Origin of the sequence: Sphaerotilus hippei, from assembly GCF_003201595.1 — a bacterium.
GTDB classification, from domain to species: Bacteria; Pseudomonadota; Gammaproteobacteria; order Burkholderiales; family Burkholderiaceae_C; genus Sphaerotilus; species Sphaerotilus hippei.
Genome location: NZ_QJJS01000004.1, coordinates 172,221 through 193,416 on the forward strand (window position 1 = coordinate 172,221; position 21,196 = coordinate 193,416).

Consider the following 21,196-nt stretch of genomic DNA (forward strand, 5'->3'; position numbering starts at 1 on the left):
TTAGCATCCGTCAATTCCCAAACGACAGGCCCGCGTCCCGACGGTGCCGACGGAGACCGACCCGATGACTGAATCGCTCACCTGCGCCGTGGGTCCGCTGCGGCCGCACCACTTCGGCATCAGCGTGCCCGACCTCGATGCCGCGCTGCTCTGGTATGAGCGCATGCTCGGCTTCTCGCTCGAGGAGCGGCTGTTCATCGACAAGATCCCGGCCCACATCGCCTTCGTGCGGCGCGGCCCCTTCCGCATCGAGATCTTCCAGGTCGAGGGCGCCGCGCCGCTGCCCGACGCACGCCGCGTGCCCAACCTCGACCTGAAGACCCATGGCAACAAGCACATGTGCTTCGAGGTGCCGGACGTGCCGGCGGCGATGGCGGCGCTGCGCGCGGCCGGTGCCGACATCGCCTTCGAGCTGACGGTGGCGGGCAACCCCACGGCCTTCGTGCGCGACTGCGCCGGCAACCTGATCGAGTTCCTCCAGCCCTTCGAGTCGCGCCCCGTGGCGGCGTGAGCGGCGGGTTCACCCAGGCAGGGCGGCCCGTGCAGCCCGCACCGACGATTCCAGTCCCCGTTTCTTCCGGAGTTATCCCCGTGACCATCCAGATCATCAAGGCCGGCAAGCCGGCGCAGTTCAAGGCCGACATCAACGCCCAGGTGCGTGCCACCGTCGAAGGCATCCTGGCCGACATCGAAAAGCGCGGTGACGAGGCCGTGCGCGACTGCTCCGTCAAGTTCGACAAGTGGTCGCCCGAGAGCTTCCGCCTGTCGCAAGCACAGATCGATGCCTGCATCGCCAAGCTGTCGCCGCAGACGCTGGAAGACATCCAGTTCGCCCAGGCCCAGATCCGCAACTTCGCCCAGATCCAGCGCGATTCGATGAAGGACGTGGAAGTGGAGACGCTGCCCGGTGTCGTGCTCGGCCACCGCAACATCCCGATGAACTCGGTGGGCTGCTACATCCCTGGCGGCAAGTACCCGCTGATCGCCTCGGCCCACATGAGCGTGCTGACCGCCAAGGTGGCGGGCGTGAAGCGCATCATCGCCTGCGCCCCGCCGTTCGACGGCGCGCCCTGCCCCGAGATCGTCGCGGCCATGCACCTGGCCGGCGCCGACGAGATCTACTGCCTGGGCGGCGTGCAGGCCGTGGCCGCCATGGCGATTGGCACCCAAAGCATCAAGGGCGTGGACATGATCGTCGGCCCGGGCAACGCCTATGTGGCCGAGGCCAAGCGCCAGCTGTTCGGCCGCGTGGGCATCGACCTGTTCGCCGGCCCGACCGAAACCATGGTGATCTGCGACGACACGGTGGACGCCGAACTCGTGGCGGTCGACCTGCTGGGTCAGGCCGAGCACGGACCGACCAGCCCGGCCTACTGCCTCACCACCAGCAAGACGATCGCTGAGCAGCTGCCCGCCGCCATCGACAAGGTGCTGGCTCGCCTGGACACCGCGCCCATCGCCAGCGTGTCCTGGCGCGACTACGGCGAGATCATCCTGTGCGACACCGACGAGGAGATGCTGGCCGAGTCCGAGCGCCTGTGCTCCGAGCACGTGCAGGTGATGACCCGCGACCCGGACTGGTTCCTGCAGCGCATGAGCAACTACGGCGGCCTGTTCCTCGGCGCCCGCACCAACGTCAGCTACGGCGACAAGGTGATCGGCACCAACCACACGCTGCCCACGCAGGGGGCGGGCCGCTACACCGGCGGGCTGTGGGTGGGCAAGTTCATCAAGACCCACACCTACCAGCGCGTGCTGACCGACGAGGCCAGCGTGATGGTGGGCGAATACTGCTCGCGCCTGTGCGGCTACGAGCACATGAGCGGCCACAAGGAGCAGGCGGACATCCGCGTGCGCCGGCTGAAGAAGGCCTGAGGTGATGTGGACGGTTGCAGGCTGGCCATGGTGGGCGCGTGGTCGGGAGACCGGGGGATCCGGTTCCGCTCATGTCCTCCGCCGCCAGCCTGCGGCTGTCGTCTCCCCCTTTACTTCGCTGCACCGGATCCCCCGGTCTCCCGCCCTTCACACGGCATCGCACTGCGGGCCGAGACAGTCCGCCAACGGTGGTTGGCGGCGGGGCAGGGGGGAGTGGCGCAGCGAAGTAAAGGAGGAGCTGATGGCCTTCAGGCCATCAGCGGGGGACATGAGCGGAGCCACTCCCCCCTGTCACGCTGCCCGCCTCAACCTTTGCACGACCAGACCATGAACTCACTCAACGGACAAGTCGCCGTCGTCACCGGCGGTGCCGGCGGCCTCGGTGAAGCCATCTGCATCGGCCTGGCCCAGGCCGGCTGTGCGGTGGTGGTGGGCTACCACAGCTCCGAAGGCCCGGCGCGCGCGCTGGCCGGCCGGCTGCCTCCCGCCGCGCTGCCGCATGCCGCCCTCCGGTGCCCCGTCACCGACTCGGCGGCCCTGGCCGCGCTGGCGGTCGAGGTCGGCCGGCGCTACGGCCGCTGCGACCTGCTCGTCAACTGCGCCGGCACCACCCGCTTCGTGCCCCACGGCGACCTCGACGCGCTCGACGATGCGCTGATCGACCAGATCCTGGCCACCAACGTGCGCGGCCCCATCGCCGCCGTGCGGGCGCTCAGGCCCCTGCTCGCCGCGCCGCGCACCGAGGGCGGCACCGGCCTCGTCGTCAACATCTCGTCCATCGCCGCGGTCACCGCCATGGGCAGCAACATCGCCTACTGCGCCAGCAAGGCCGCGGTGGACAACCTGACCAAGTCCCTGGCCCGCGCGCTGGCCCCCGCGGTGCGGGTGCTCAGCGTCTCGCCCGGCCTGGCCGACACCGAGTTCGTGAAAAGCATGGACGTGGGCTGGCGCGACGAACAGGCCGGCCGCACCCCGCTGCAGCGCCTGGCCCTGCCCGAAGAGGTGGCCGCCGCCGTCGTGGCCGCGGCCACCCACCTCACCTTCACCACCGGCGCGGTCATTCCCGTCGATGGTGGCCGGCCGCTGGCCTGAGCACCGAACCCCGAGGAGACACGCTTGAAACTCGCCACCCTGAAGAACGGCACGCGCGACGGCCGCCTGGTCGTCGTCTCGCGCGACCTGACGCGCGCCATCGACGCCGCCCCCGTGGCCGCCACCCTGCAGCAGCTCATCGAGCACTGGGACGACCTGGCGCCCGGCGTGCAATCCATCTACGAGCTGCTCAATGCCGGCACGGCGCTCAACGACTTTCCCTTCGATCCGGCGCAGGCCATGTCGCCGCTGCCGCGCACCCACCAGTTCGTCGACGCCTCGGCCTTCCTGAACCACGGCAACATCATGGAAGAGGCCTACCAGCTCTCCGTGAAGAAGACGCCCGGCATCCCGGTGCTGGTGCAGCGCCAGAGCGACGACTTCTGGGGCCCCTGCGACGACTACCCGCTGGTGGAGGCCGACCACGGCGACTTCGAGGGTGAGTTCGCCGTCATCGTCGACGACACGCCGATGGCCAGCACGCCCGAGGTGTGCGCCAGCAGGATCCGGCTGGTGATGATCTTGAACGACGTCAGCATGCGCGCCCACCTGTTCCGCGAGCTGCAGATGGGCTTCGGCTTCATCAACGCCAAGCCGGCCACGGTGTTCGGCCCGGTCGCCGTCACCCCCGACGAGCTGGGCGAGGGCTGGGGCGCCGACGGTCGCATCCACCTGGACATGAACGTCAGCCGCAACGGCCAGTGGTTCGGCGAGCCCAACGGCCGCGAGATGGACTGGAGCTTCGGCGAGCTGCTGGCGCGCCTGGGCCTGAACCGCAACCTGCGCGCCGGCACCATCCTGGGCACCGGCACGGTGTCCAACCAGGCCGCCCGCACCGTGGGCTCGGCCTGCCTGGCCGAGAAGCGCGCGCTGGAGAAGATCAGCACCGGCGACTCCATCACCCCCTTCCTGCAACTGGGCGACCGGCTGCGCTTCGAGGTGTTCGGCGCCGACGGCCAGAGCATCTTCGGCGCGGTGGACCACCAGTTCGTTCCCTTCAAGGCAGAGCAGTAAATGACCTACGACATCGTTGCCATGGGGGCCGGCCACAACGGCCTGGTCGCCGCCGCCTACCTGGCCAAGGCCGGCAAGAAGGTGCTGGTGCTGGAGCGCAAGTCCTACCCGGGCGGTGGCGTGTCCACCCGCCAGCTCAACACGCCGGGCTACTGGCATGACGAGCACAGCAGCGTGCACATCATGATCCAGGGCAACCCGATGCTGCGCCAGGACGAGCTGGGCCTGCTGAGCCAGCACGGGCTGGACTACCACTACTCGCCGGTGCCGCACGCGACCATCTTCCCGGACCAGTCGGTGCTGTTCACCTACAAGGACCTGGACAAGACCTGCGAGTGTTTTGCCAAGGTCAGCCCCAAGGACGCCGAGACCTACCGGAACTTCGTCAAGATGAGTTCCGAGATCCTGAAGGTCTTCATGCCCGGCCTGTACAGCCCGCCGCCGCCGCTGGGCGAGCTCGTCGCGATGCTCGACCGCAGCGACGAAGGCCGGCTGATGCTGGAGTACATGACCCGGGACTGCCTGAGCCTGGTCAACGACCTGTACGAAAACGACAAGATCAAGATCCACCTGCTGCGCCTGGTCAGCGAGAACCTGCAGGCGCCCAACGAGCTGGGCACCGGCATGGGCGTGCTGCTGATGCCCGGCATCATCCACACCTATGGCGTCAGCCAGCCGGTGGGCGGCAGCGGCAAGCTCACCGAGTCGCTGGTGCGCTGCATCGAGAGCTTCGGCGGCGAGGTGCGCTGCAACGCCGAGGTGGCGCAGATCCTCACCAGCGGCGGCCGCGCCACCGGCGTGCGCATGGCCGACGGCGAACGCATCCTGGCCCGCGACGCGGTGATCGGCGCCATCCACCCGCACGTGGTGCGCAAGTTCGTCGACGGTGTGCCCGAGCCGGTGCTGAAGAAGGCCGAGCGCGCCCAGCTCGCGCCGTTCTCCATCATGGTCAGCCACTACGACCTCAAGGAGAACTGCCAGTACCACGCCGGTGAGGAGGTGGGCTACGCCACGATGCTGGAGTTCATGGCCACCGACCGCCTCGACGAGATGCTGGCCGACTTCGATGACTTGAAGCGTGGCCTGATCACCGAGCGCCGCCTGTGCGCCGGCGGCGACGAGAGCATCGGCGACAAGAGCCGCGTGCCGGCCGGCGCCGGCATGTTCCACGGCATCACCTTCGCGCCCTACACGGTGACGGACAAGCGCTGGAGCGGCCAGCACTGGGACGAGTTCAAGGAGGAGATCGGCGATCTCTCGCTGGCCCACTACCGCAAGTTCGTCAAGAACCTGACCCCCGACAACATCATCGCGCGCAGCATCGTCAGCCCGGTGGACCTGGAGCGCTCCAGCCCCAACAGCATGAAACGTGGCGACCTGCACGGGGTGGCGCCGTACTTCCACCAGAGCGCGGGTGCGCGGCCCACGGCCGACCTGGGCCAGTACACCGTGCCGGGGGTCGATCGCCTGTTCCTGGCCGGCCCGTCGCAGCACCCGGGCGGGGGTGTCTATGGCGCCGGCCGCGCCACGGCCATCAAGATGTTCGAGGCGCTGGGCATGGACTTCACGTCCGTGGCCGCCGGGGCCCGCCAGGACAGCGCCAACCCGAACGTGATGGCTGCCGCGAAGAAGGACGGCATGGTCCTCAGGGGTGCCGCCAACGAGGAGCTGATGCACGTCGAGGCCATCGAGCGGGTCGGCGACGAGCTGGTCATCAAGGGCAAGAGCTTCGGCACCATGCCGATGCAGGCCCGGCTCGATGCCTCGTCCGCCCGGGCCGGCCTGAAGCTGCTGGGCCTGGGCAAGCTGGCCTTCCTGGCCTCGCTGCCCTTCCGCTCGGACGCCAAGGACTGATGCCATGACCCATGTCGTCGTCACCGGCTCCGAAGGTTTCGTCGGCCAGGTGCTCGTGCAGCGCCTGCTGCGCGAGGGCCTGGGCGGCCAGCCCGTTTCGCGCCTGACCTTGATGGACGTGCGCTTTGCCGAGCCGCACGCCGATGCCCGCGTGCGCCAGCTCGCCGGCAGCATCGCCGACCCTGCCGTGCGCGCCCGGGCGAACGAAGGGGGCGTGGACGCCGTCTTCCACCTGGCCAGCGTGCCCGGCGGCGCGGCCGAGAAGCACTACGAGCTGGGCCGCGAGATCAACCTGATAGCCACGCTGGGCCTGCTCGAGGACCTGCGCGCCCAGGCCGCCGATGGCCAGGTGCCGCGCTTCATCTTCGCCAGCACCATCGCCGTCTACGGTGAACACCTGCCGCCCGAGGTCGACGAGCAGACCCTGCCCAACCCCGGCCTGAGCTACGGCGCCCACAAGCTGGCGGGTGAATGCCTGGTGGCCGACGCCACGCGCAAGGGCTGGGTGCAGGGCTGCTCGCTGCGCCTGCCCGGCGTGGTGGCGCGCCCCGGCGACGGCGCCGGGATGATGAGCGCCTTCATGAGCCAGCTCTTCTGGAAGCTGGCCGCTGGCGAGCCCATCACCGTGCCCGTCAGCGCCGAGGGTGTGGCCTGGTGGATCTCGGTGGGAGCGTGCGTGGACAACCTGCTGCATGCCGCCACCGTGGACCCGGCCCGCCTGAACGCCCGCCGCAGCTACCAGATGCCGGTGCTGCGCCTGACGGTGGCCGAGCTGGTCGAGGCGCTGGCACGGCGCTTCGGCGACGACCGCCGCGGCCTGGTCACCTACGCCCCCGATCCGTCCATCGAGAAGCTGTTCGCCCGCTACCCGCCGCTGGCCACGCCCGAGGCGCTGGCCCTGGGCCTGCGGCACGACGGCGACATCGATCAGCTCATCACCCGGGCGATGGCGCACTGAGCGCCTGCCCGCACGGCATTCAAGGAGACAAGACATGAACATCCTCGGACTCGACACCCTGGTCTTCGGCGTGGACGACCTCGCCGGCGCCCGCCAGTACCTGCTCGACTACGGCCTGGACGAAGTGAGCTACAGCGCCGACCGTGGTGGCGTCTGGGCCGCGCTGGACGGCACCAGCATCACCGTGCGCCCGGCCGACTTTCCCGGCCTGCCGCCGCTGCCGCCCGGCGCCCGCACGCCCTGCCTGCGCGAGACGGTCTACGGCGTGGCCGATGCGGCGACGCTGGCCGCGCTCACCGAGCACCTGAGCGCCGAGCGTGAGGTCAGTCTGGGCGAGGACGGCGTGCTGCGCTGCATGGACGACGGCGGTTTTGCCGTCGGCTTCCAGGTCACGGTGCGCCGGCCCTACAGCGCCCGGTTCCTCGGCTTCAACGTGCCCGGCCAGCCACCCGGCCGCGCGCCCAACGACTGCGCCGCCGACCCCGATGAAGTCATCAAGCCGCGCAGCCTGTCGCACGTCGTCTACTTCGTGCCCGACGTGGCCCGCGCCGAGGCCTTCTACGCCCGCCTGGGCTTCGTGGTGACCGACCGCTTCAACCACCTGGGCCCGTTCATGCGCCCGGCCGGCACGCTCGACCACCACACGCTGTTCATGATCGAGCGCCAGAACGATCACATGGTCGGCTGCAACCACTTCACCTTCCACCTGGGCTCTGGCGCCGAGGTGCTGCAGCACGGCTGGAACTTCATCAACAAGGGCTACAAGAGCTTCTGGGGGCCGGGCCGCCACATCATGGGCAGCAACCACTTCTGGTACTTCAACAGCCCCTTCGGCGCGGTGATGGAGGTCGACGCCGACATGGACCTGCACGATCAGACCTGGGTGCCGCGCGAGATGGATCCGGGCAGGGACAACTCGCAGATCTTCCTGTTCGGCGCGCTGCCGAAATGGGCCCCGGGCGAGTAAATGCCCCACCCCCTGCGCGCTTCGCACGCCCCCTCAAGGGGGCACTGCCAGCGGCCCGGCAAAGCCGGTTCCGCGGCAGTCGCTGGATGAATCCAACTCTCGGCCATGTCGCACGAATCCCGCTTTCTCTGCCGGCTTGACGAGCTGCCCGACGGCGGCTCGCGCGGGCTGCTGCGCGAGGGCTTCGAGGACAGGCTCTGCGTGGTGCGCCAGGGCGACGAGGTGTTCGTCTGGCTCAACGACTGCCCGCACGAGCACCGGCCGCTGGAGTACCGGCAGGACCAGTTCCTGTCGGGCGACGGCGGCCACATCGTCTGCTACGCCCACTCGGCGCACTTCGACATCCGCAGCGGCCACTGCTTTGCCGGCCCCTGCACCGGCGCTCACCTGCTCAAGGTGCCCGCCGAGGTGCGCGACGGCGAGGTGTGGATCTCCGCCGACCTGCCCTCGGTCTTCGACTGACGCCCCGTTCGACCCCCATCGTCCCCGACTTCCAGGACCCACCCGATGTTCCAGTACTTCCCCACCAACTACGTGTGGAGCCTCTCCACGATGATCGCGCTGACCCACGGCGGCAACGTCGGCGAGGTGGACGCGATGTGCGCCCCCATCCTGGAAGCCGCCCGGGCCGGTGACGACCCCGGCACCCTGGCGTTTTACGAAGCCTGGAAAGGCGGCGGCGACCGGCTCATCACCCTGGCCGAGGCCGACCTGCAACGTGGCCACCGCCTCTCGGCCGGTGAAAAGTTCGGCCGCGCCGCGCTGTACTACGGCATTGCCGAACGCATGCAGGCCCACGGTTTCGAGGCCCGGCTGCAGATGTACCAGCGCTCGCTGGAGCTGTTCGCGCTGGCCCGCCAGCACGGCCGCGAAAACTGCGAACGGGTGGAGATTCCTTACGACCTTGGCCCCCAAGACATCGCAAGCGATGTCGCCCCCCCGAGGGGGAGCGCTGAGCTTGGGGCGGCCCGGCGCTCAGCCGGCGTCCACCTCTCTGGCCTGCTGGTGCGTGCCGAAGGCCTGGCACCCGGCCAGCGGGCCCCGCTGGTGGTGGTGATGAACGGCCTGGATTCCACCAAGGAAATGCTGGCCAAGAGCGTGATGGGCACGATGTTCGCCCGCCGTGGCCTGAGCGCGCTGTTCATCGACCAGCCCGGCACCGGCGAGGCGCTGCGCCTGCAGGGCCTGCCGGCGGTGCACGACACCGAGGTCTGGGCGTCCAAGGTGGTGGACTGGCTGGTGCAGCGGCCCGACGTGGACCCGCTGCGCATCGGCGCGCTGGGCGTGTCGCTGGGCGGCTACTACTGCCCGCGTGCGGTGGCCTTCGAGCCGCGCTTCGCCTGCGGCGCCGTCTGGGGGGCCAACCACGACTGGCGTGCCGTGCAGCAGGCGCGCCTGAATCGGGAGGGCGAGAACCCGGTGCCGCACTACTGGAAACACGTGCAGTGGGTCTTCGGCGCCCGGGACCTGGACGACTTCTTCGCCAAGGCCGAGCACATGCACCTCAACGGCGTGGTCGAGAGGATCCGCGTGCCCTTCCTCGTCACCCACGGCGAGCGCGACCGCCAGATCCCGCTGAAGTACGCCCACCAGACCTACGAGCAGCTGGTGAACTGCCCGAAGAAGGACCTGTTCATCTTCGACGCCAGCACCGGTGGCGTCGAGCACAGCTCGCTGGACAACCCGAACAACGCCGGCAACCAGATCGCCGACTGGCTGGCCGAGCAGCTCGGCGGCACGGTGGCGTGACGCCCCCCAGCGGCCCGACCGCCGTGGTCGGCCGCTCCATGACACATCCCGAGGAGACATCCACATGGCACTGATCAACAAGGTCCTGATCGTCGGCGGCGGCGTGGGCGGCATGTGCGCCGCCATCCAGTGCGCCAGGCAGGGCATCGAGGTCGATCTGGTCGAGATCAACCCGGACTGGGCGCCCGATGGCGCGGGCATCACCATCAGCGGCCCCAGCCTGCGCGCGCTGCGCACCGTGGGGGTGGTCGACGAGGTGCTGGCCCAGGGCGGCTTCTGGTCGGCCATCGACATCTGCGATGCCCAGGGCCAGCTCACCCGCACCGTGCCCATGGCCACCGCCCACGGCGCTGAAGAACTGCCCTGCGCCGCCGGCATCCTGCGCCCGGTGCTGGCCGACATCCTGGGCCACGCCACCCAGCGCGCCGGCGCCAATGTGCGCCTGGGCCTGAGCTTCGACAGCCTGCACCAGGACGCCGACGGCGTGGACGTGCGCTTCACCGACGGCAGCCACGGCCGCTACGACCTGGTGGTGGGCGCCGACGGCGTCAACTCCAGGGTGCGCCAGGTGGTGATGCCCGACTTTCCCGGCCCGCAGTTCACCGGCCAGGGCTCGTGGCGGGCGGTGGTGCCGCGCCTGCGCGAGAACAGCACCATCTACATGGGCCGGACCACCAAGGCCGGCATGAACCCGATCAGCGCCACCGAGTGCTATCTGTTCGTGCTGGACAAGCGCGCCGGCATGGACTTCATCCCGCCGGCCGAGTGGCCCGCCCGGCTGGCCGAGCTGCTGCAGGAGTTCGGCGGCCAGGTCGGCCAGATCCGCGACGCGCTGCTGGCCGGCGAGATGAGCGACGCCCGGCTGCTGTACCGCCCGCTGGCCGGCCACATGATCGACGGCCCCTGGCACCGCGGCCGCATCGTGCTGCTGGGCGACACGGTGCATGCCACCACGCCGCACCTGGCCTCGGGCGCGGGCATCGCGATGGAAGGCGCCATCGTGCTGGCCGAAGAGCTGGCCCGCCGCCACAGCCTGGAAGGCGCGCTGCTGGCCTACGCCGGACGCCACTACGATCGTGCCCGCCTGGTGGTCAGCGCCTCGGGCCGGCTGGGCCAGATCGAGCAGCAGGGCGGCTCGGTGGAAGCGCACACCCTGGTCATGCGCGACGCCCAGGAGAAGCTGCGCGCCCCGCTGTGAACCTGCCCCGCCCGGCCCCGGGCGCCCCATCACCCTTGCCTTGCGACTGGCCCAGGACCATGACCTCATCCACATCCCATTCCCGCACCGCCCTGGTCACCGGCGCTGCCGGCGGCCTGGGCGAAGCCTTCGCGCTGCGCCTGGCCGCCCGGGGCCACGCCCTGGTGCTGACCGACCGGGCCGACTGCACCCCGCTGGCCCGCCGCCTGGTCGAGCAGGGCAGCCGTGTCACCGTCATCGGCTGCGACCTGGGGGACGCCCAGGACGTGCAGCGCCTGGCCGCCGAGGCGCTGGCCTGGGCCGGGGGCTGCATCGACGTGCTGCTCAACAACGCCGCCTTCATGCCCCACATGCCGCTGGCCCGGCTCACGCCGGCGCTGTGGCGCCAGATCATGGCGGTCAACGTGGACGCGCCGCTGCTGCTGGCCCAGGCGCTGGCGCCCGCGATGGCCGAGCGCCGCTGGGGCCGCATCATCAACCTCGCCTCCAGCACCGTCTGGGGCCCGCCGCCGGGCATGAGCGCCTACGCCACCAGCAAGATGGCCGTCATCGGCCTGACCCGGGCGCTGGCGGCCGAGCTGGGCGGCCAGGGCATCACGGTCAACGCGATCTCGCCGGGCCTGACCCGCCACCCCGGCAGCGCGGCCCACCTGCCCCCCGAAGCCTTCGAGGGGGTGCGCTCGCGCCAGTTCATCCCGCGCACCGAAGTGCCCGAGGACCTGACCGGCGCGCTGGCCTTCCTGGCCGGCGACGACTCGGCCTTCGTCACCGGCCAGGTGCTGAACGTCGACGGGGGCGGCTTCGGGTTCTGAGCGGCCCGGTGCCCGGCCAGCCCGACAGGGGGCGCGCCACGACGCCGTGGCGCGCCCCCTTTTGCCATGCCGACCTCCAGGCGGATCACCGGGACGGCCCCTCCGTCATTTCGATCGCTGTGTCTGTTTTCGATTGAATTGAAAATGGGTTTCTAAGAGTAAACCCCACTGCGGGGCGGGGACGGTGGACGTATAAACACGGCATTGCACGCGCGTGCAGTTTTTTTCCAGCGTTCTGCACGCGCGTGCAATCGGGTGTCGATCGTCGATCGACCGGCGCCCGAACCCTCTGGATCCGGATCCGCCGCCCCTTCTTGCTCAACCTGATTGACGACATGACTCAAGCCACCCCCCAGGCCGGCCACTTCACGCTGGCCGTGTCCTCCGAAATGGTCTTCCGCGACCTGCCCCCGGTCGAGCGCGTCCGGCGCATCCACGCCCTGGGCTACCAGGTCGAGATCTGGGACTGGACCCGGCACGACATCGCCGCGCTGGCGGCCACCGGCGCTACCTTCTCGTCGATGACCGGCTACATCAGCGGCACGCTGGCCGATGACGCCGGCGCCGACGAGCTGCTGCGCACTGCGGCCCTGTCCATCCCCGTGGCCAAGGACCTGGGCGTGCCGCGCCTGAACCTGCACGGCACGGGTCTGGACGGCAAGGGCCTGCCGGTGCAGCCCTGCGAGGTGCCCACCGGCGCGATGTGGCTCAAGGCCCGCGACACCCTCGACCGCATCGCCGACCTGGGCGAGCGGCACGGCGTGACCTTCATGCTGGAGAACCTGAACCTGCCGGTGGACCACCCGGGCACGCCCTTCGGCCGCGCCGAGGACACGCTGGCCCTGGTCTCGTCGGTCGACCGCCGCAGCCTGGGCCTGAACCTCGACCTCTACCACGCGCAGATCGGCGAGGGCAACCTGATCGAGCTGTGCCGGCGCTGCCTGCCCTGGATCGCCGAGATCCAGGTGGCCGACGTGCCCGGCCGCTGCGAGCCGGGCACCGGCGAGATCCACTACGCCGGCATCGCCCGGGCGCTGACCGCCATGGGCTGGCACGGCACGGTGGGCCTGGAGGCCTTCGCCTCCAGCGACAGCGAGCTGGCCCTGCAGCGCTTCCGCGACGCGTTCACGGTCTGAGCCCGCCCCCGCCCCGCTTCCTCTTCGACCCTCGTTCCTCGAACCTTCCCAAGGATGACCCCATGAGCAGCAGAAAATCCCTCCACATCGCGCTGATCGGCGCCGGCCGCATCGGCTCCTTCCACGCCGAGAGCATCGCCCGCCGCATCCCCAACGCCAGGCTGGTCGCCGTGGCCGATCCGGCCCCCGGCGCCGCCCGCCGCCTGGCCGACACGCTGGACTGCGAGGTCGCGCACACCGACCCGACCGCCCTCTGGTCCGACCCGGACGTGGATGCGGTGCTGATCGCCACGCCGGCACGTTTCCACACCCCGCTGGCCGAAGCCGCGGCCAACGCCGGCAAGCATGTGTTCTGCGAGAAGCCGATGGCGCTGACGATCGCCGAGGCCGACCGCGTGATCGCCGCGGCCGCCGCCAACGGCGTGCAGCTGCAGGTGGGCTTCAACCGCCGCTGGGACCGGGCCTTCGCCGAAGGGCGCGCGGCCATCGACGCGGGCAAGGTGGGCACGCCGCAGCTGCTGCGCTCGCTGACGCGCGACCCGGGCCCGTTCCGGGCCGACCCGGCGAAGATTCCGCTGTGGACCATCTTCTTCGAGACCCTGATCCACGACTTCGACACCCTGCTGTGGCTCAACGCCGGTGCCCGGCCGGTGGAGGTGCATGCGATGGCCGACGCGCTGGTGCGCCCCGACGCCAAGGCGGGCGGCCACCTCGACACCGCCGTGGTGACGATCCGCTTCGACAACGGCGCGCTCGCCGTGGCCGAGGCCAACTTCTGTGCCACCTACGGCTACGACATCCGCGGCGAGGTGTTCGGCTCGGGCGGCATGGTGACCATGGGCGACGTGCAGCGCTCCAGCCTGCGCCTGTTCGATGGGTCGGGCGTTTCCAGCGACACTTGGCGCCTGGACACCCACCACTTCGTGGACGCCTACACCGCCCAGATCCAGCACTTCGTCGACGTGGTGCTGCAGCGTGTGGAGGCCCGCGGACCGACCGGTGCCCATGCCCGCGCGGCCCTGGCGGTGGCGCTGGCCTGCATCGAGTCGGTCAAGCTCGGGCGTTCCGTGGCCCTGTCGGAGGTCGTGTCCCCCTGACAGCCCTCTCTCCTTGAAATCCGTCGTCCTCGCCATGAATCGCAAAGCCACTGCCGCCGATGTCGCCGTCGAAGCCGGGGTGTCCCGCTGGACCGTGACCCGCGCCTTCGCCCCGGGCTCGATCATCTCCGAGAAGAGCCGTGAGCACGTGATGGCCGTGGCCGAGCGCCTGGGCTACCGGCCGAACCTGCTGGCCCGCAGCCTCATGACGAAGACGACCCACCAGATCGCGGTGCTGGTGGACGATTTCTCCAACTTCCACAAGCTGCTGGCGCTCGAGAAGCTGACCGCGGCGCTGCAGGCCGAAGGCCTGGTCGCGATGCTGGTGCACATCGGCCAGCACTTCGACCACGCCCATGCCTTCCTCCACGCCGACCAGCGGCAGGTGGACGCCGTGGTGCTGCTGGGCACCGGCTTTCGCGACGAGACGCTGCAGTCGGCCATCCAGGCCGGCAGCCCGCCGCTGTACGTGCTGGCCCGGGAAAGCACGATCGACGGCATCGCTTCGGTGGCCTGCGACCCCGAGGTGTCGATGCACACGATCGTCGATCACCTGGCGGCCCGCGGCTACCGGCGCCCGGGCTTCATGTCCGGCGCGAAGGCGCTCTCCACCGGGCTGGGCCGGCAGCGCTGCTTCTCCGCGTTCTGGCAGGCGCGTGGGGTGCACGAGGTGCCGGAGCTGGCGGCGGGTGCCTACGACGTCCGTGCCGCGCAGGCCTGCCTGAGGGACTACCTGTCACGGACCCCGGCCGGGGAGCGCATCGACGTGCTGATGTGCGAGAACGATGTCCTGGCGCTGGGGGCCCTCGATGTCGCCCGCGGCGAGTCCGGCTTGCGCGTGCCCGAGGACCTGGCCATCGCCGGTTACGACGGCAGCGACCTGGCCGGACTGTCGCTGCTGGGGCTGACCACCTACGAGCAGCCGATGGACGAGATGGTCGCGGTGCTGGTCGACATGCTGCAGGGCCGGCGTGAGCCCCGCTCCGTCACGCTGACGGGGCGGCTGATCCCGCGGGCCTCCACGGCGGGCCCGGCCCGCTCCGGTCGGCGGCTCGCCGGCGACTGAAACGCACCGGGCGCCACGGCCGTCGGGCTCAGCCCTGCGGCCCGCCGGCCGCCAGCCCCACCACCAGCAGCCGCCCCGAGCCCGGCGCATTGCCCAGCACCTCGCTGGACAGGCCCTCGCGCGCGGTGGGCACGCACAGCAGCGGGGCCTCGGCGGGGCCGCCCAGCGCCACGCCGGTCGGGCAGGGCACCGGCAGGCCGATCACCCGGTCGAGCGAGCCGTCGGGGGCGAAGCGGGCCACGCTCCAGCCGCCCTTGAGCGCGCACCAGGCCCCGCCGTCGGCGTCCAGCGCCAGGCCCAGCAGGCGGCCCGAGCCCTTGGGCACGGTGGCCAGGCGGCGCACCGTGGCGCTGCCCGGCGTCAGCGTGTAGAGCGTGCCGGACTCGGGCGCCACGGCGACGAGGCGGCGCCCGTCGGCCTGCCAGGCCAGCGCGGTGGCCGGCTCGGGCAGGTGCCAGCCATGGGGGCTGCCCTCGTCCCCGGCCAGCGGCGCGAGGCGCCAGCGTTCTCCGTCGGGCACGCAGGCCCAGACCTGGCCCTGGGCGTCGGCGCACACGGCGCTGAAGCGGCGGCGTGGCCAGCCGGCCAGCGCGGTCACGCCGCCGTCGGGGCCGACCTGCCACCAGCCGCCGGACTGGGTGCTGACGAGCACGCCGCCGGCCGTGTCCGCCAGGCCGTGCGCGGTGGCCTGCGGCAGCGGCAGCAGCAGCATCGCGTCGATCGGCGAGTCGAGCGACGCAACCACCCGGTCGGATTCGCGCGGGCCGCCCAGGCCGTCGACCACGTGCACGGCCGGTGCGAGCGTGTCGGCCCACCAGAGCTGGCGGGTGCTGGCGTTCCAGGCCGGATAGGCCCCCCGCAGCGCCCAGCCACCGGGCACGACGTGCACCAGGCTGTCACCCGCCGCGGGTGACGGGGCGGGGCTGCTGCCGAGCTGGGCGCCGATGCGGCGGGCGGCCTGGGCGACCTCGCTGCCCAGCAGCTCCAGCCGCTCCAGCGTCAGCCGGAAGGCCGGGCCGGCCACGCTGATGGCGCCACGCACCTGGCCCTGCGGGTCGACCACCGGCGCGCCCACGCAGCGCACGCCGGGCACGATCTCCTCGTCGTCCAGCGCATAACCGCGGGTGGCGGTCAGGCGCAGCTCGGCCATCAGGCGGCGGCGCTCGGTGATCGATCGGGGCGTGACGGCGGGCAGCGGCAGGTCCTTGACCAGCGCCTCGCGCTCGGCCTCGGGCAGCGCGCTCAGGATGGCCTTGCCCTGGCTGGTGCAGTGCAGCGGCTTGCGCTCGCCCAGCGCCGACGCGGAGCGGTGCGCGTGGGCGCCGTCGCAGCGCTCCAGCGACAGCACCTCGCGGCCGTCGAGCACGGCCAGGTAGGAGGTCTCGCCGGTGAGGTCGCGCAGGCCGCGCAGCTCGAGACCGGCGGCGGCGACGAGGTCGGGCATGGTGTAGGCGGCGCGGGCGTACTCGACGCAGCGAAAGCCCAGGCGGTAGACCCGCCGCAGCGGGTCGCGCCGCACCAGGCCGCGGGCGACCAGCGTGGCCAGCAGCCGGTAGAGCGTGGTGCGTGGCAGCTGCAGGCGCGTGCCGAGCTCGGCCTGGCCCAGGCCCTGGGGGGCGCTGCCGATGGCGTCGAGCACGTCGAGCGCCTTGTCGAGCGCGGCGGTGCCGTCACTGGAAGTCTGAGCCATGAAGAAATATCCCAGCATGTGGAACATGAACTCTAAGGCATGGGGGAGATGCGCTTTGAATCCATTGGGGGCAAGGCTAGCATCGTGAACGACAGGTGTCCCGCATGCTGGTACACATTCTCCACCCCACACCGGCCGTCACGGCACCCCACTCCATGAGCACCCTGCACAGCATCCAAGCCCGCACCGGACAAACTCTGGGCGCCCCGCTCGACGCCTCCACCCCCGCGCAGGTGGACGCCGCCGCCGTGGCCGCCGGCGCCGCCTTCCCCGCCTGGGCGGCCAGCACCGGCGCGCAGCGCGCCACGCTGCTGCGGGCCCTGGCCGATGCGCTCGAAGGCGACCGTGAAGGCCTGGTCGCGCTGGCCGACGAGGAGACCGCGCTCGGACCGGTCCGCCTGAACGGCGAGCTCGACCGCACCACCTTCCAGCTGCGCCGCTTCGCCACCATCGCCGAGACCGGCGTGCCGTTCGCCCTCACCGACGACCCGGCCGTGGCCGGTGCCCCGCCGGTGGGCCACCCGGCCATGGTGCGCCAGCAGGTGCCGCTGGGCCCGGTGGCGATGTTCTCGGCCAGCAACTTCCCGTTCGCCTTCAGCGTGCTGGGCGGTGACACCGCCAGCGCGCTGGCCGCCGGCTGCCCGGTGGTCATCAAGGCGCACAACGGCCACCTGCTGCTGTCCAACCGCGTGTTCGGCCTGATCCAGCAGGTGCTGACCGCACAAGGCCTGCCCGCCGGTCTGGTGGGCATGGTGCAGGGCGGCGGGCGTGACGTGGGCGTGCGCCTGGTGCGCCACCCGGCCATCGCCGCCGGCGCCTTCACCGGCTCCACGCAAGGGGGCGCGGCGCTGCAGGCCGAGGCCAGTGCCCGTCCGCGGCCGATCCCGTTCTATGGCGAGCTGGGTTCGATCAACCCCGTCGTCGCGCTGCCGGCGGTGCTGGCGGCCAAGGGGGCCGACCTGGCCACGCTGATGGCCGGCTCCATCACCCTGGGCTGCGGCCAGTTCTGCACCAGCCCGGGCGTGCTGGTGCTGGTCGACGATCCGGCCAGCGATGCCTTCGTGCAGCAGCTGCAGGCCGCGCTGGCCCCGCTGAACCCGCACCCGATGCTGACGCCGGCGATGCGTGCGGCCTTCGACCGGGGCGTCGAGCACCTGGTGCAGGCCGGCGCGAGCCCGCTGCTGCACGAGCCGACCACGGCCAACGCCCCGCGCCCCTTCCTCGCGCAGGTCGACGCGGCCACCTTCATCGCCAGCGAGGCGCTGCGCGAGGAGGTGTTCGGCCCGTCCCAGGTGATCGTGCGGGCGGCCGACGTGGCCCAGGCGGTGCAGGTGCTGGAGGCCGTGGGGGGCAGCCTGACGGTGACGCTGTGGGGTGCCGAGACCGAGAGCGACGAGGCCCGTGCGCTGGTGCGCGCCGCGATGAACATCGCCGGGCGCGTGCTGTTCGCCGGCGTGCCCACGGGCGTGGCCGTCACCGCCGCGCAGCAGCACGGCGGCCCGTGGCCGTCGAGCACCCAGCCGATGACCACCTCGGTGGGCGACGCCGCGCTGACCCGTTTCCTGCGTCCGGTGGCGCTGCAGGACGCTCCGGCCTGGCTGACGGCCCGCGCCGGCCGGCCGGTCTGAGCCCGGCACGTCGCGGCTGGCGTGGCCTGCGCCTCCTGCCCCTGCGGGTAGAGTCGCTGTCCTCGCCATTCCCGCGCCCCGCCGTGCCATGACCCGATTGCAGACCGAGTTCCGCCGCCTCTACCTCCCCCGTGCGACGGCGGCCGCCGTGACCGATCCGGACCAGGACGGGCTGATCGATGGCCAGGGCGAGGTGCGTGCCCTGGTGCTGGAGCTGGCCCGCCCGGCGGACTGGGAACTGCTCTCGCGGGTCTGGAAAGGCGTGCAGACCGACCTGGACCTGCCGGCCCCCGCGATCGCCGTGTCCGGCACCGACGGGCTGCAGCTCTGGTTCTCGCTGAGCGAGCCGCCGGGCCTGGCGCCAGCCCTCGCCTTCCTGGACGCCCTGCGCTGCCGCTACCTGCCCGAGGTGGCCGCGCCGCGGGTGCGCCTGCTGCCCGAGGTCGATGCGGCGGGGATGCCGGTCCGGCACGCCCGGCCGGTCCCGGCGCTCGACGAGCGCACCGGCAACTGGTCGGCCTTCGTCGCGCCGGACCTCGCACCGCTCTTCGCCGAGACCCCCTGGCTCGACCTGCCCCCGGGCGACGACGGCCAGGCCAGCCTGCTGGGCCGGCTGGCCAGCATCGACCCGCCCGCCTTCGCGGCCGCCCTGGCGCGGCTGCAGCCGTCCGCCCCACCGGCCCCTGCCGTCCACCCGATCCCGGCTCCGGTTGACCCCGACCCGGCACCGACGTCGCGGCCCCCTGGCGCCGCACCGTCGGAGCCCGAGCGTTTCCTGCTGGCCGTCATGAACGACGAGACCGTGCCCCTGGCGCTGCGCATCGAAGCGGCCCGGGCGCTGCTGCCGCGACGCGCCGATCGGTGAGGCGGGGGGCGGCTCGGCGGCCGCGGCGGCGGGACAAGAACGGAAACCGTCGAACTGCCGTCGCTCAGCCGCCCTGCCCCGCCTTCCAGGCGCGCCAGCCGCCGTGCGCGGTGATGTCGGTGGCCCCCGCCAGTCCCGAGGCCTCGCAGATGAAGCCGCAGACCTCGCTGCCGTCGGCCAGCAGCGTGCGGCCGATGCCCAGCGGCGCGGGGATGGCGGCGACGAAGCTGCCGAACCGGCTGGCGGGCAGCTCCCACACCTCGACCTCGATGGCCGTGCCGCCGGGCTCGCCTTCGGCCACGCGCATCAGGCCCGGGCGCCTGCCGTCGGCCAGTGCATGCAGGCGGTAGACCGGTGCGGTGCGCGTGGTGGCCACCAGGCGTGCACCGCGGCTGGTGAGCTGCGGGTTCAGCGGCATGCCGCTGAGGTGGGCGCCGCAGACGGCCACGCGCACCTGACCGCTGGCCTGGGCCGCAGCGGGTTCCGGCGCGGCGCAGGGCAAGGGCAATCCGGTGGCGCCCAGCGTGGCGGCCAGGCCGCTGAGCTGCGCCTGCCAGCGTGCGGCCAGGTGCAGCAGTGGCACGTCCTGGTGGGCGGGCGCGAAGAGCGTGATGCCGAAGGGGTTGGCGCCCGCGCCCAGCGAGCCATCCACCCGCGCCGCGGGCACGGCCACCGCGCTGTAGTCGAGCAGGTTCATGAAGTTGGTGTACCCGCCCAGCTCGCTGTTGCGCAGGATGGGCTCGGCGAGCATCGCCTCGATGCTGGGGTGGCCCGGCGCGGTGGGGGCCAGCACCGCATCGACCTGCGGCCACAGCAGGTCATCGCAGCGGCGCTTGAGCGCCTTGAGCCGGTACATCGCGGCAAAGGCATCGGCCGCCAGCGGCTGGGCGCCGCCGAGCGTGATCTCGCGCGTGACCGGAAACAGCGCCTCGGGCTGGGCGTCGATGAAGCCGCGGATCGCCTGGTAGCGCTCGGCCACCCAGGGGCCTTCGTAGAGCAGGCGGGCGGTCTCCAGCAGCGGCTCGAAGTCGATCTCGACCAGTTCCGCGCCCAAGCTCACGGCATGCGCCACCGCGGCCTCGAAACCCGCTGCCCAGGCCGGGTCGGTGAACCGGCGCTGCGCCGGCAGCGGCACGCCCAGGCGCAGCGTGGCGCTGCGGCCGAAGTCGAAGCCGTGCGGCTCGGCGGCTCGGCTGTAGGGGTCCAGGGCGTCAAAACCTTCGGCCGCGGCCAGCACACGTCCGGCGTCTTGCGCGGTCAGCGCAAAGATCGACACCACGTCCAACGAGCGGCAGGCAGGCACCACGCCGTGGGTGGACAGACGGCCCAGGCTGGGCTTGAGGCCGACGAGCTGGTTGAACGCCGCCGGCACGCGGCCCGAGCCGGCCGTGTCGGTGCCCAGCGAAAAACTCACCTGCCCCAGCGCCACGCTGACCGATGAGCCCGCGCTCGATCCGCCCGACACCAGGCGCGGATCGAAGGCATTCTGGCAAGCGCCAAACGGCGAGCGCGTGCCGTTCAGCCCGGTGGCGAACTGATCGAGGTTGGTCTTGCCGATGGGGATGGCACCGGCATCCATGAGCTTCTGCACCACGGTGGCGCTGGCCTCGGGGGTGTAGGCAAAGGCGGGGCACGCGGCGGTGGTGGGCACGCCGGCCAGGTCGATGTTGTCCTTGATGGCGAAGGGCACGCCGTAGAGCGGCAGGCTGGCTGCATCGGCACGCGCCATCAGCGCGCGGGCGTCGGCACGCAAGGCCTCGGCGTCGCGGCGGTGGATCCAGGCGTGGTGCGGGTCGGCGGCGGTGGCGTCGATCACCTGCTCGATCACGTCGAGCGGGCTGTGCGTGCCGGCGGCGTAGGCGCTGCGCAGCGTGTGGAGGTCGAGGGAGATCTTGGCGGGGGTGCTCATGGCGGGTTCGCTCTCGTTCGGATGCCGGGGATCGGTGTTCACCAGGTCACTGCGGCGGGTGGGGTGTGGGGGGAGCGGTGCCGAGGCCGCGGGCGGGCTGGCCACCTCCGTGTCCCCCGCCCGCAGTCCTGCGGACTGCGGGCTCCTCCTTCACCTGCGGTGGCCGGCCCGCCCGCGGCCTCGGCAATGCCATCGTCGTGGCGTGCGTCGGTTTGGACTGCGGTGGCTGGACTGGGTGTGGCCTTGGCAACGCCCTCGTGGCGGAATGCGTTTTCGGATCCGTCAC

Annotated in this window: 18 protein-coding genes; 16 read left to right on the forward strand and 2 right to left on the reverse strand. The window is 71.7% G+C overall.

All coding sequences use genetic code 11. From position 1 onward, the window contains the following. The first annotated feature begins 64 nt into the window (after positions 1 to 64). The 14 genes from C7444_RS06050 to C7444_RS06115 all read left to right on the forward strand — a co-directional run bounded on the left by C7444_RS06050 (position 65) and on the right by C7444_RS06115 (position 14,818). Positions 65 to 511: a VOC family protein gene (locus C7444_RS06050; RefSeq protein ID WP_211317495.1), complete on the forward strand. Its 447-nt coding sequence runs from the start codon at positions 65 to 67 to the stop codon at positions 509 to 511. A gap of 80 nt (positions 512 to 591) precedes the next feature. Beyond that, entirely contained in the window at positions 592 to 1,875 is a 1,284-nt protein-coding gene (gene hisD, locus C7444_RS06055) for a histidinol dehydrogenase (RefSeq protein ID WP_211317496.1), read from the forward strand. A gap of 327 nt (positions 1,876 to 2,202) precedes the next feature. After that, positions 2,203 to 2,967: an SDR family NAD(P)-dependent oxidoreductase gene (locus tag C7444_RS06060; protein WP_110400056.1), complete on the forward strand. Its 765-nt coding sequence runs from the start codon at positions 2,203 to 2,205 to the stop codon at positions 2,965 to 2,967. Between the two features lie 24 nt (positions 2,968 to 2,991). Beyond that, positions 2,992 to 3,981: a fumarylacetoacetate hydrolase family protein gene (locus C7444_RS06065; protein ID WP_110399936.1), complete on the forward strand. Its 990-nt coding sequence runs from the start codon at positions 2,992 to 2,994 to the stop codon at positions 3,979 to 3,981. Beyond that, complete coding sequence (locus C7444_RS06070) at positions 3,982 to 5,835, forward strand: phytoene desaturase family protein (protein WP_110399937.1); 1,854 nt, start codon at positions 3,982 to 3,984, stop codon at positions 5,833 to 5,835. Positions 5,836 to 5,839: 4 nt separating this feature from the next. Then, on the forward strand, positions 5,840 to 6,793 hold the full coding sequence (locus C7444_RS06075) for an NAD-dependent epimerase/dehydratase family protein (RefSeq protein WP_110399938.1): 954 nt from the start codon (positions 5,840 to 5,842) through the stop codon (positions 6,791 to 6,793). 34 nt (positions 6,794 to 6,827) lie between these two features. Next, positions 6,828 to 7,760: a VOC family protein gene (locus C7444_RS06080; RefSeq protein WP_110399939.1), complete on the forward strand. Its 933-nt coding sequence runs from the start codon at positions 6,828 to 6,830 to the stop codon at positions 7,758 to 7,760. 105 nt (positions 7,761 to 7,865) lie between these two features. Continuing rightward, entirely contained in the window at positions 7,866 to 8,222 is a 357-nt protein-coding gene (locus C7444_RS06085) for a Rieske (2Fe-2S) protein (RefSeq protein WP_110399940.1), read from the forward strand. A 45-nt stretch (positions 8,223 to 8,267) separates the two neighbouring features. Next, positions 8,268 to 9,509, forward strand: coding sequence for an alpha/beta hydrolase family protein (locus C7444_RS06090; protein ID WP_110399941.1), 1,242 nt, complete (start codon positions 8,268 to 8,270; stop codon positions 9,507 to 9,509). 64 nt (positions 9,510 to 9,573) lie between these two features. Continuing rightward, complete coding sequence (locus C7444_RS06095; RefSeq protein ID WP_110399942.1) at positions 9,574 to 10,707, forward strand: FAD-dependent oxidoreductase; 1,134 nt, start codon at positions 9,574 to 9,576, stop codon at positions 10,705 to 10,707. A 59-nt stretch (positions 10,708 to 10,766) separates the two neighbouring features. Further along, complete coding sequence (locus C7444_RS06100) at positions 10,767 to 11,519, forward strand: SDR family NAD(P)-dependent oxidoreductase (RefSeq protein ID WP_110399943.1); 753 nt, start codon at positions 10,767 to 10,769, stop codon at positions 11,517 to 11,519. Positions 11,520 to 11,854: 335 nt separating this feature from the next. Continuing rightward, a complete protein-coding gene (locus C7444_RS06105; protein WP_110399944.1) occupies positions 11,855 to 12,655 on the forward strand; it encodes a TIM barrel protein in 801 nt (266 codons plus the stop codon). A gap of 62 nt (positions 12,656 to 12,717) precedes the next feature. Next, positions 12,718 to 13,752 carry a Gfo/Idh/MocA family oxidoreductase gene (locus tag C7444_RS06110; protein ID WP_110399945.1) on the forward strand — a complete coding sequence of 345 codons (1,035 nt, stop codon included), beginning with the start codon at positions 12,718 to 12,720 and terminating at the stop codon, positions 13,750 to 13,752. A gap of 34 nt (positions 13,753 to 13,786) precedes the next feature. Beyond that, complete coding sequence (locus C7444_RS06115) at positions 13,787 to 14,818, forward strand: LacI family DNA-binding transcriptional regulator (protein ID WP_110399946.1); 1,032 nt, start codon at positions 13,787 to 13,789, stop codon at positions 14,816 to 14,818. Positions 14,819 to 14,846: 28 nt separating this feature from the next. Here C7444_RS06115 and C7444_RS06120 read toward each other — a convergent pair whose 3' ends face one another. Next, complete coding sequence (locus C7444_RS06120; protein WP_110400057.1) at positions 14,847 to 16,508, reverse strand: IclR family transcriptional regulator domain-containing protein; 1,662 nt, start codon at positions 16,506 to 16,508, stop codon at positions 14,847 to 14,849. Positions 16,509 to 16,663: 155 nt separating this feature from the next. Between C7444_RS06120 and C7444_RS06125 the strand changes: the two genes are divergently transcribed. After that, complete coding sequence (locus C7444_RS06125; RefSeq protein ID WP_110399947.1) at positions 16,664 to 18,136, forward strand: aldehyde dehydrogenase (NADP(+)); 1,473 nt, start codon at positions 16,664 to 16,666, stop codon at positions 18,134 to 18,136. Positions 18,137 to 18,224: 88 nt separating this feature from the next. Next, complete coding sequence (locus tag C7444_RS06130; protein ID WP_110399948.1) at positions 18,225 to 19,001, forward strand: hypothetical protein; 777 nt, start codon at positions 18,225 to 18,227, stop codon at positions 18,999 to 19,001. A gap of 64 nt (positions 19,002 to 19,065) precedes the next feature. Here C7444_RS06130 and atzF read toward each other — a convergent pair whose 3' ends face one another. After that, a complete protein-coding gene (gene atzF / locus C7444_RS06135) occupies positions 19,066 to 20,910 on the reverse strand; it encodes an allophanate hydrolase (RefSeq protein WP_110400058.1) in 1,845 nt (614 codons plus the stop codon). Positions 20,911 to 21,196: the final 286 nt, after the last annotated feature.

Excerpts from the sequence above, each read along its gene's own strand:
- C7444_RS06080 (WP_110399939.1), top strand. The coding sequence starts at position 6,828 with ATGAACATCCTCGGACTCGACACCCTGGTCTTCGGCGTGGACGACCTC.
- C7444_RS06075 (WP_110399938.1), top strand. The coding sequence starts at position 5,840 with ATGACCCATGTCGTCGTCACCGGCTCCGAAGGTTTCGTCGGCCAGGTG.
- atzF (WP_110400058.1), bottom strand. The coding sequence starts at position 20,910 with ATGAGCACCCCCGCCAAGATCTCCCTCGACCTCCACACGCTGCGCAGC.
- C7444_RS06070 (WP_110399937.1), top strand. The coding sequence starts at position 3,982 with ATGACCTACGACATCGTTGCCATGGGGGCCGGCCACAACGGCCTGGTC.
- C7444_RS06125 (WP_110399947.1), top strand. The coding sequence starts at position 16,664 with ATGAGCACCCTGCACAGCATCCAAGCCCGCACCGGACAAACTCTGGGC.
- C7444_RS06100 (WP_110399943.1), top strand. The coding sequence starts at position 10,767 with ATGACCTCATCCACATCCCATTCCCGCACCGCCCTGGTCACCGGCGCT.
- C7444_RS06130 (WP_110399948.1), top strand. The coding sequence starts at position 18,225 with ATGACCCGATTGCAGACCGAGTTCCGCCGCCTCTACCTCCCCCGTGCG.
- C7444_RS06110 (WP_110399945.1), top strand. The coding sequence starts at position 12,718 with ATGAGCAGCAGAAAATCCCTCCACATCGCGCTGATCGGCGCCGGCCGC.
- C7444_RS06090 (WP_110399941.1), top strand. The coding sequence starts at position 8,268 with ATGTTCCAGTACTTCCCCACCAACTACGTGTGGAGCCTCTCCACGATG.
- C7444_RS06120 (WP_110400057.1), bottom strand. The coding sequence starts at position 16,508 with ATGGCTCAGACTTCCAGTGACGGCACCGCCGCGCTCGACAAGGCGCTC.
- C7444_RS06095 (WP_110399942.1), top strand. The coding sequence starts at position 9,574 with ATGGCACTGATCAACAAGGTCCTGATCGTCGGCGGCGGCGTGGGCGGC.
- C7444_RS06115 (WP_110399946.1), top strand. The coding sequence starts at position 13,787 with ATGAATCGCAAAGCCACTGCCGCCGATGTCGCCGTCGAAGCCGGGGTG.
- C7444_RS06105 (WP_110399944.1), top strand. The coding sequence starts at position 11,855 with ATGACTCAAGCCACCCCCCAGGCCGGCCACTTCACGCTGGCCGTGTCC.
- C7444_RS06085 (WP_110399940.1), top strand. The coding sequence starts at position 7,866 with ATGTCGCACGAATCCCGCTTTCTCTGCCGGCTTGACGAGCTGCCCGAC.
- C7444_RS06060 (WP_110400056.1), top strand. The coding sequence starts at position 2,203 with ATGAACTCACTCAACGGACAAGTCGCCGTCGTCACCGGCGGTGCCGGC.
- C7444_RS06050 (WP_211317495.1), top strand. The coding sequence starts at position 65 with ATGACTGAATCGCTCACCTGCGCCGTGGGTCCGCTGCGGCCGCACCAC.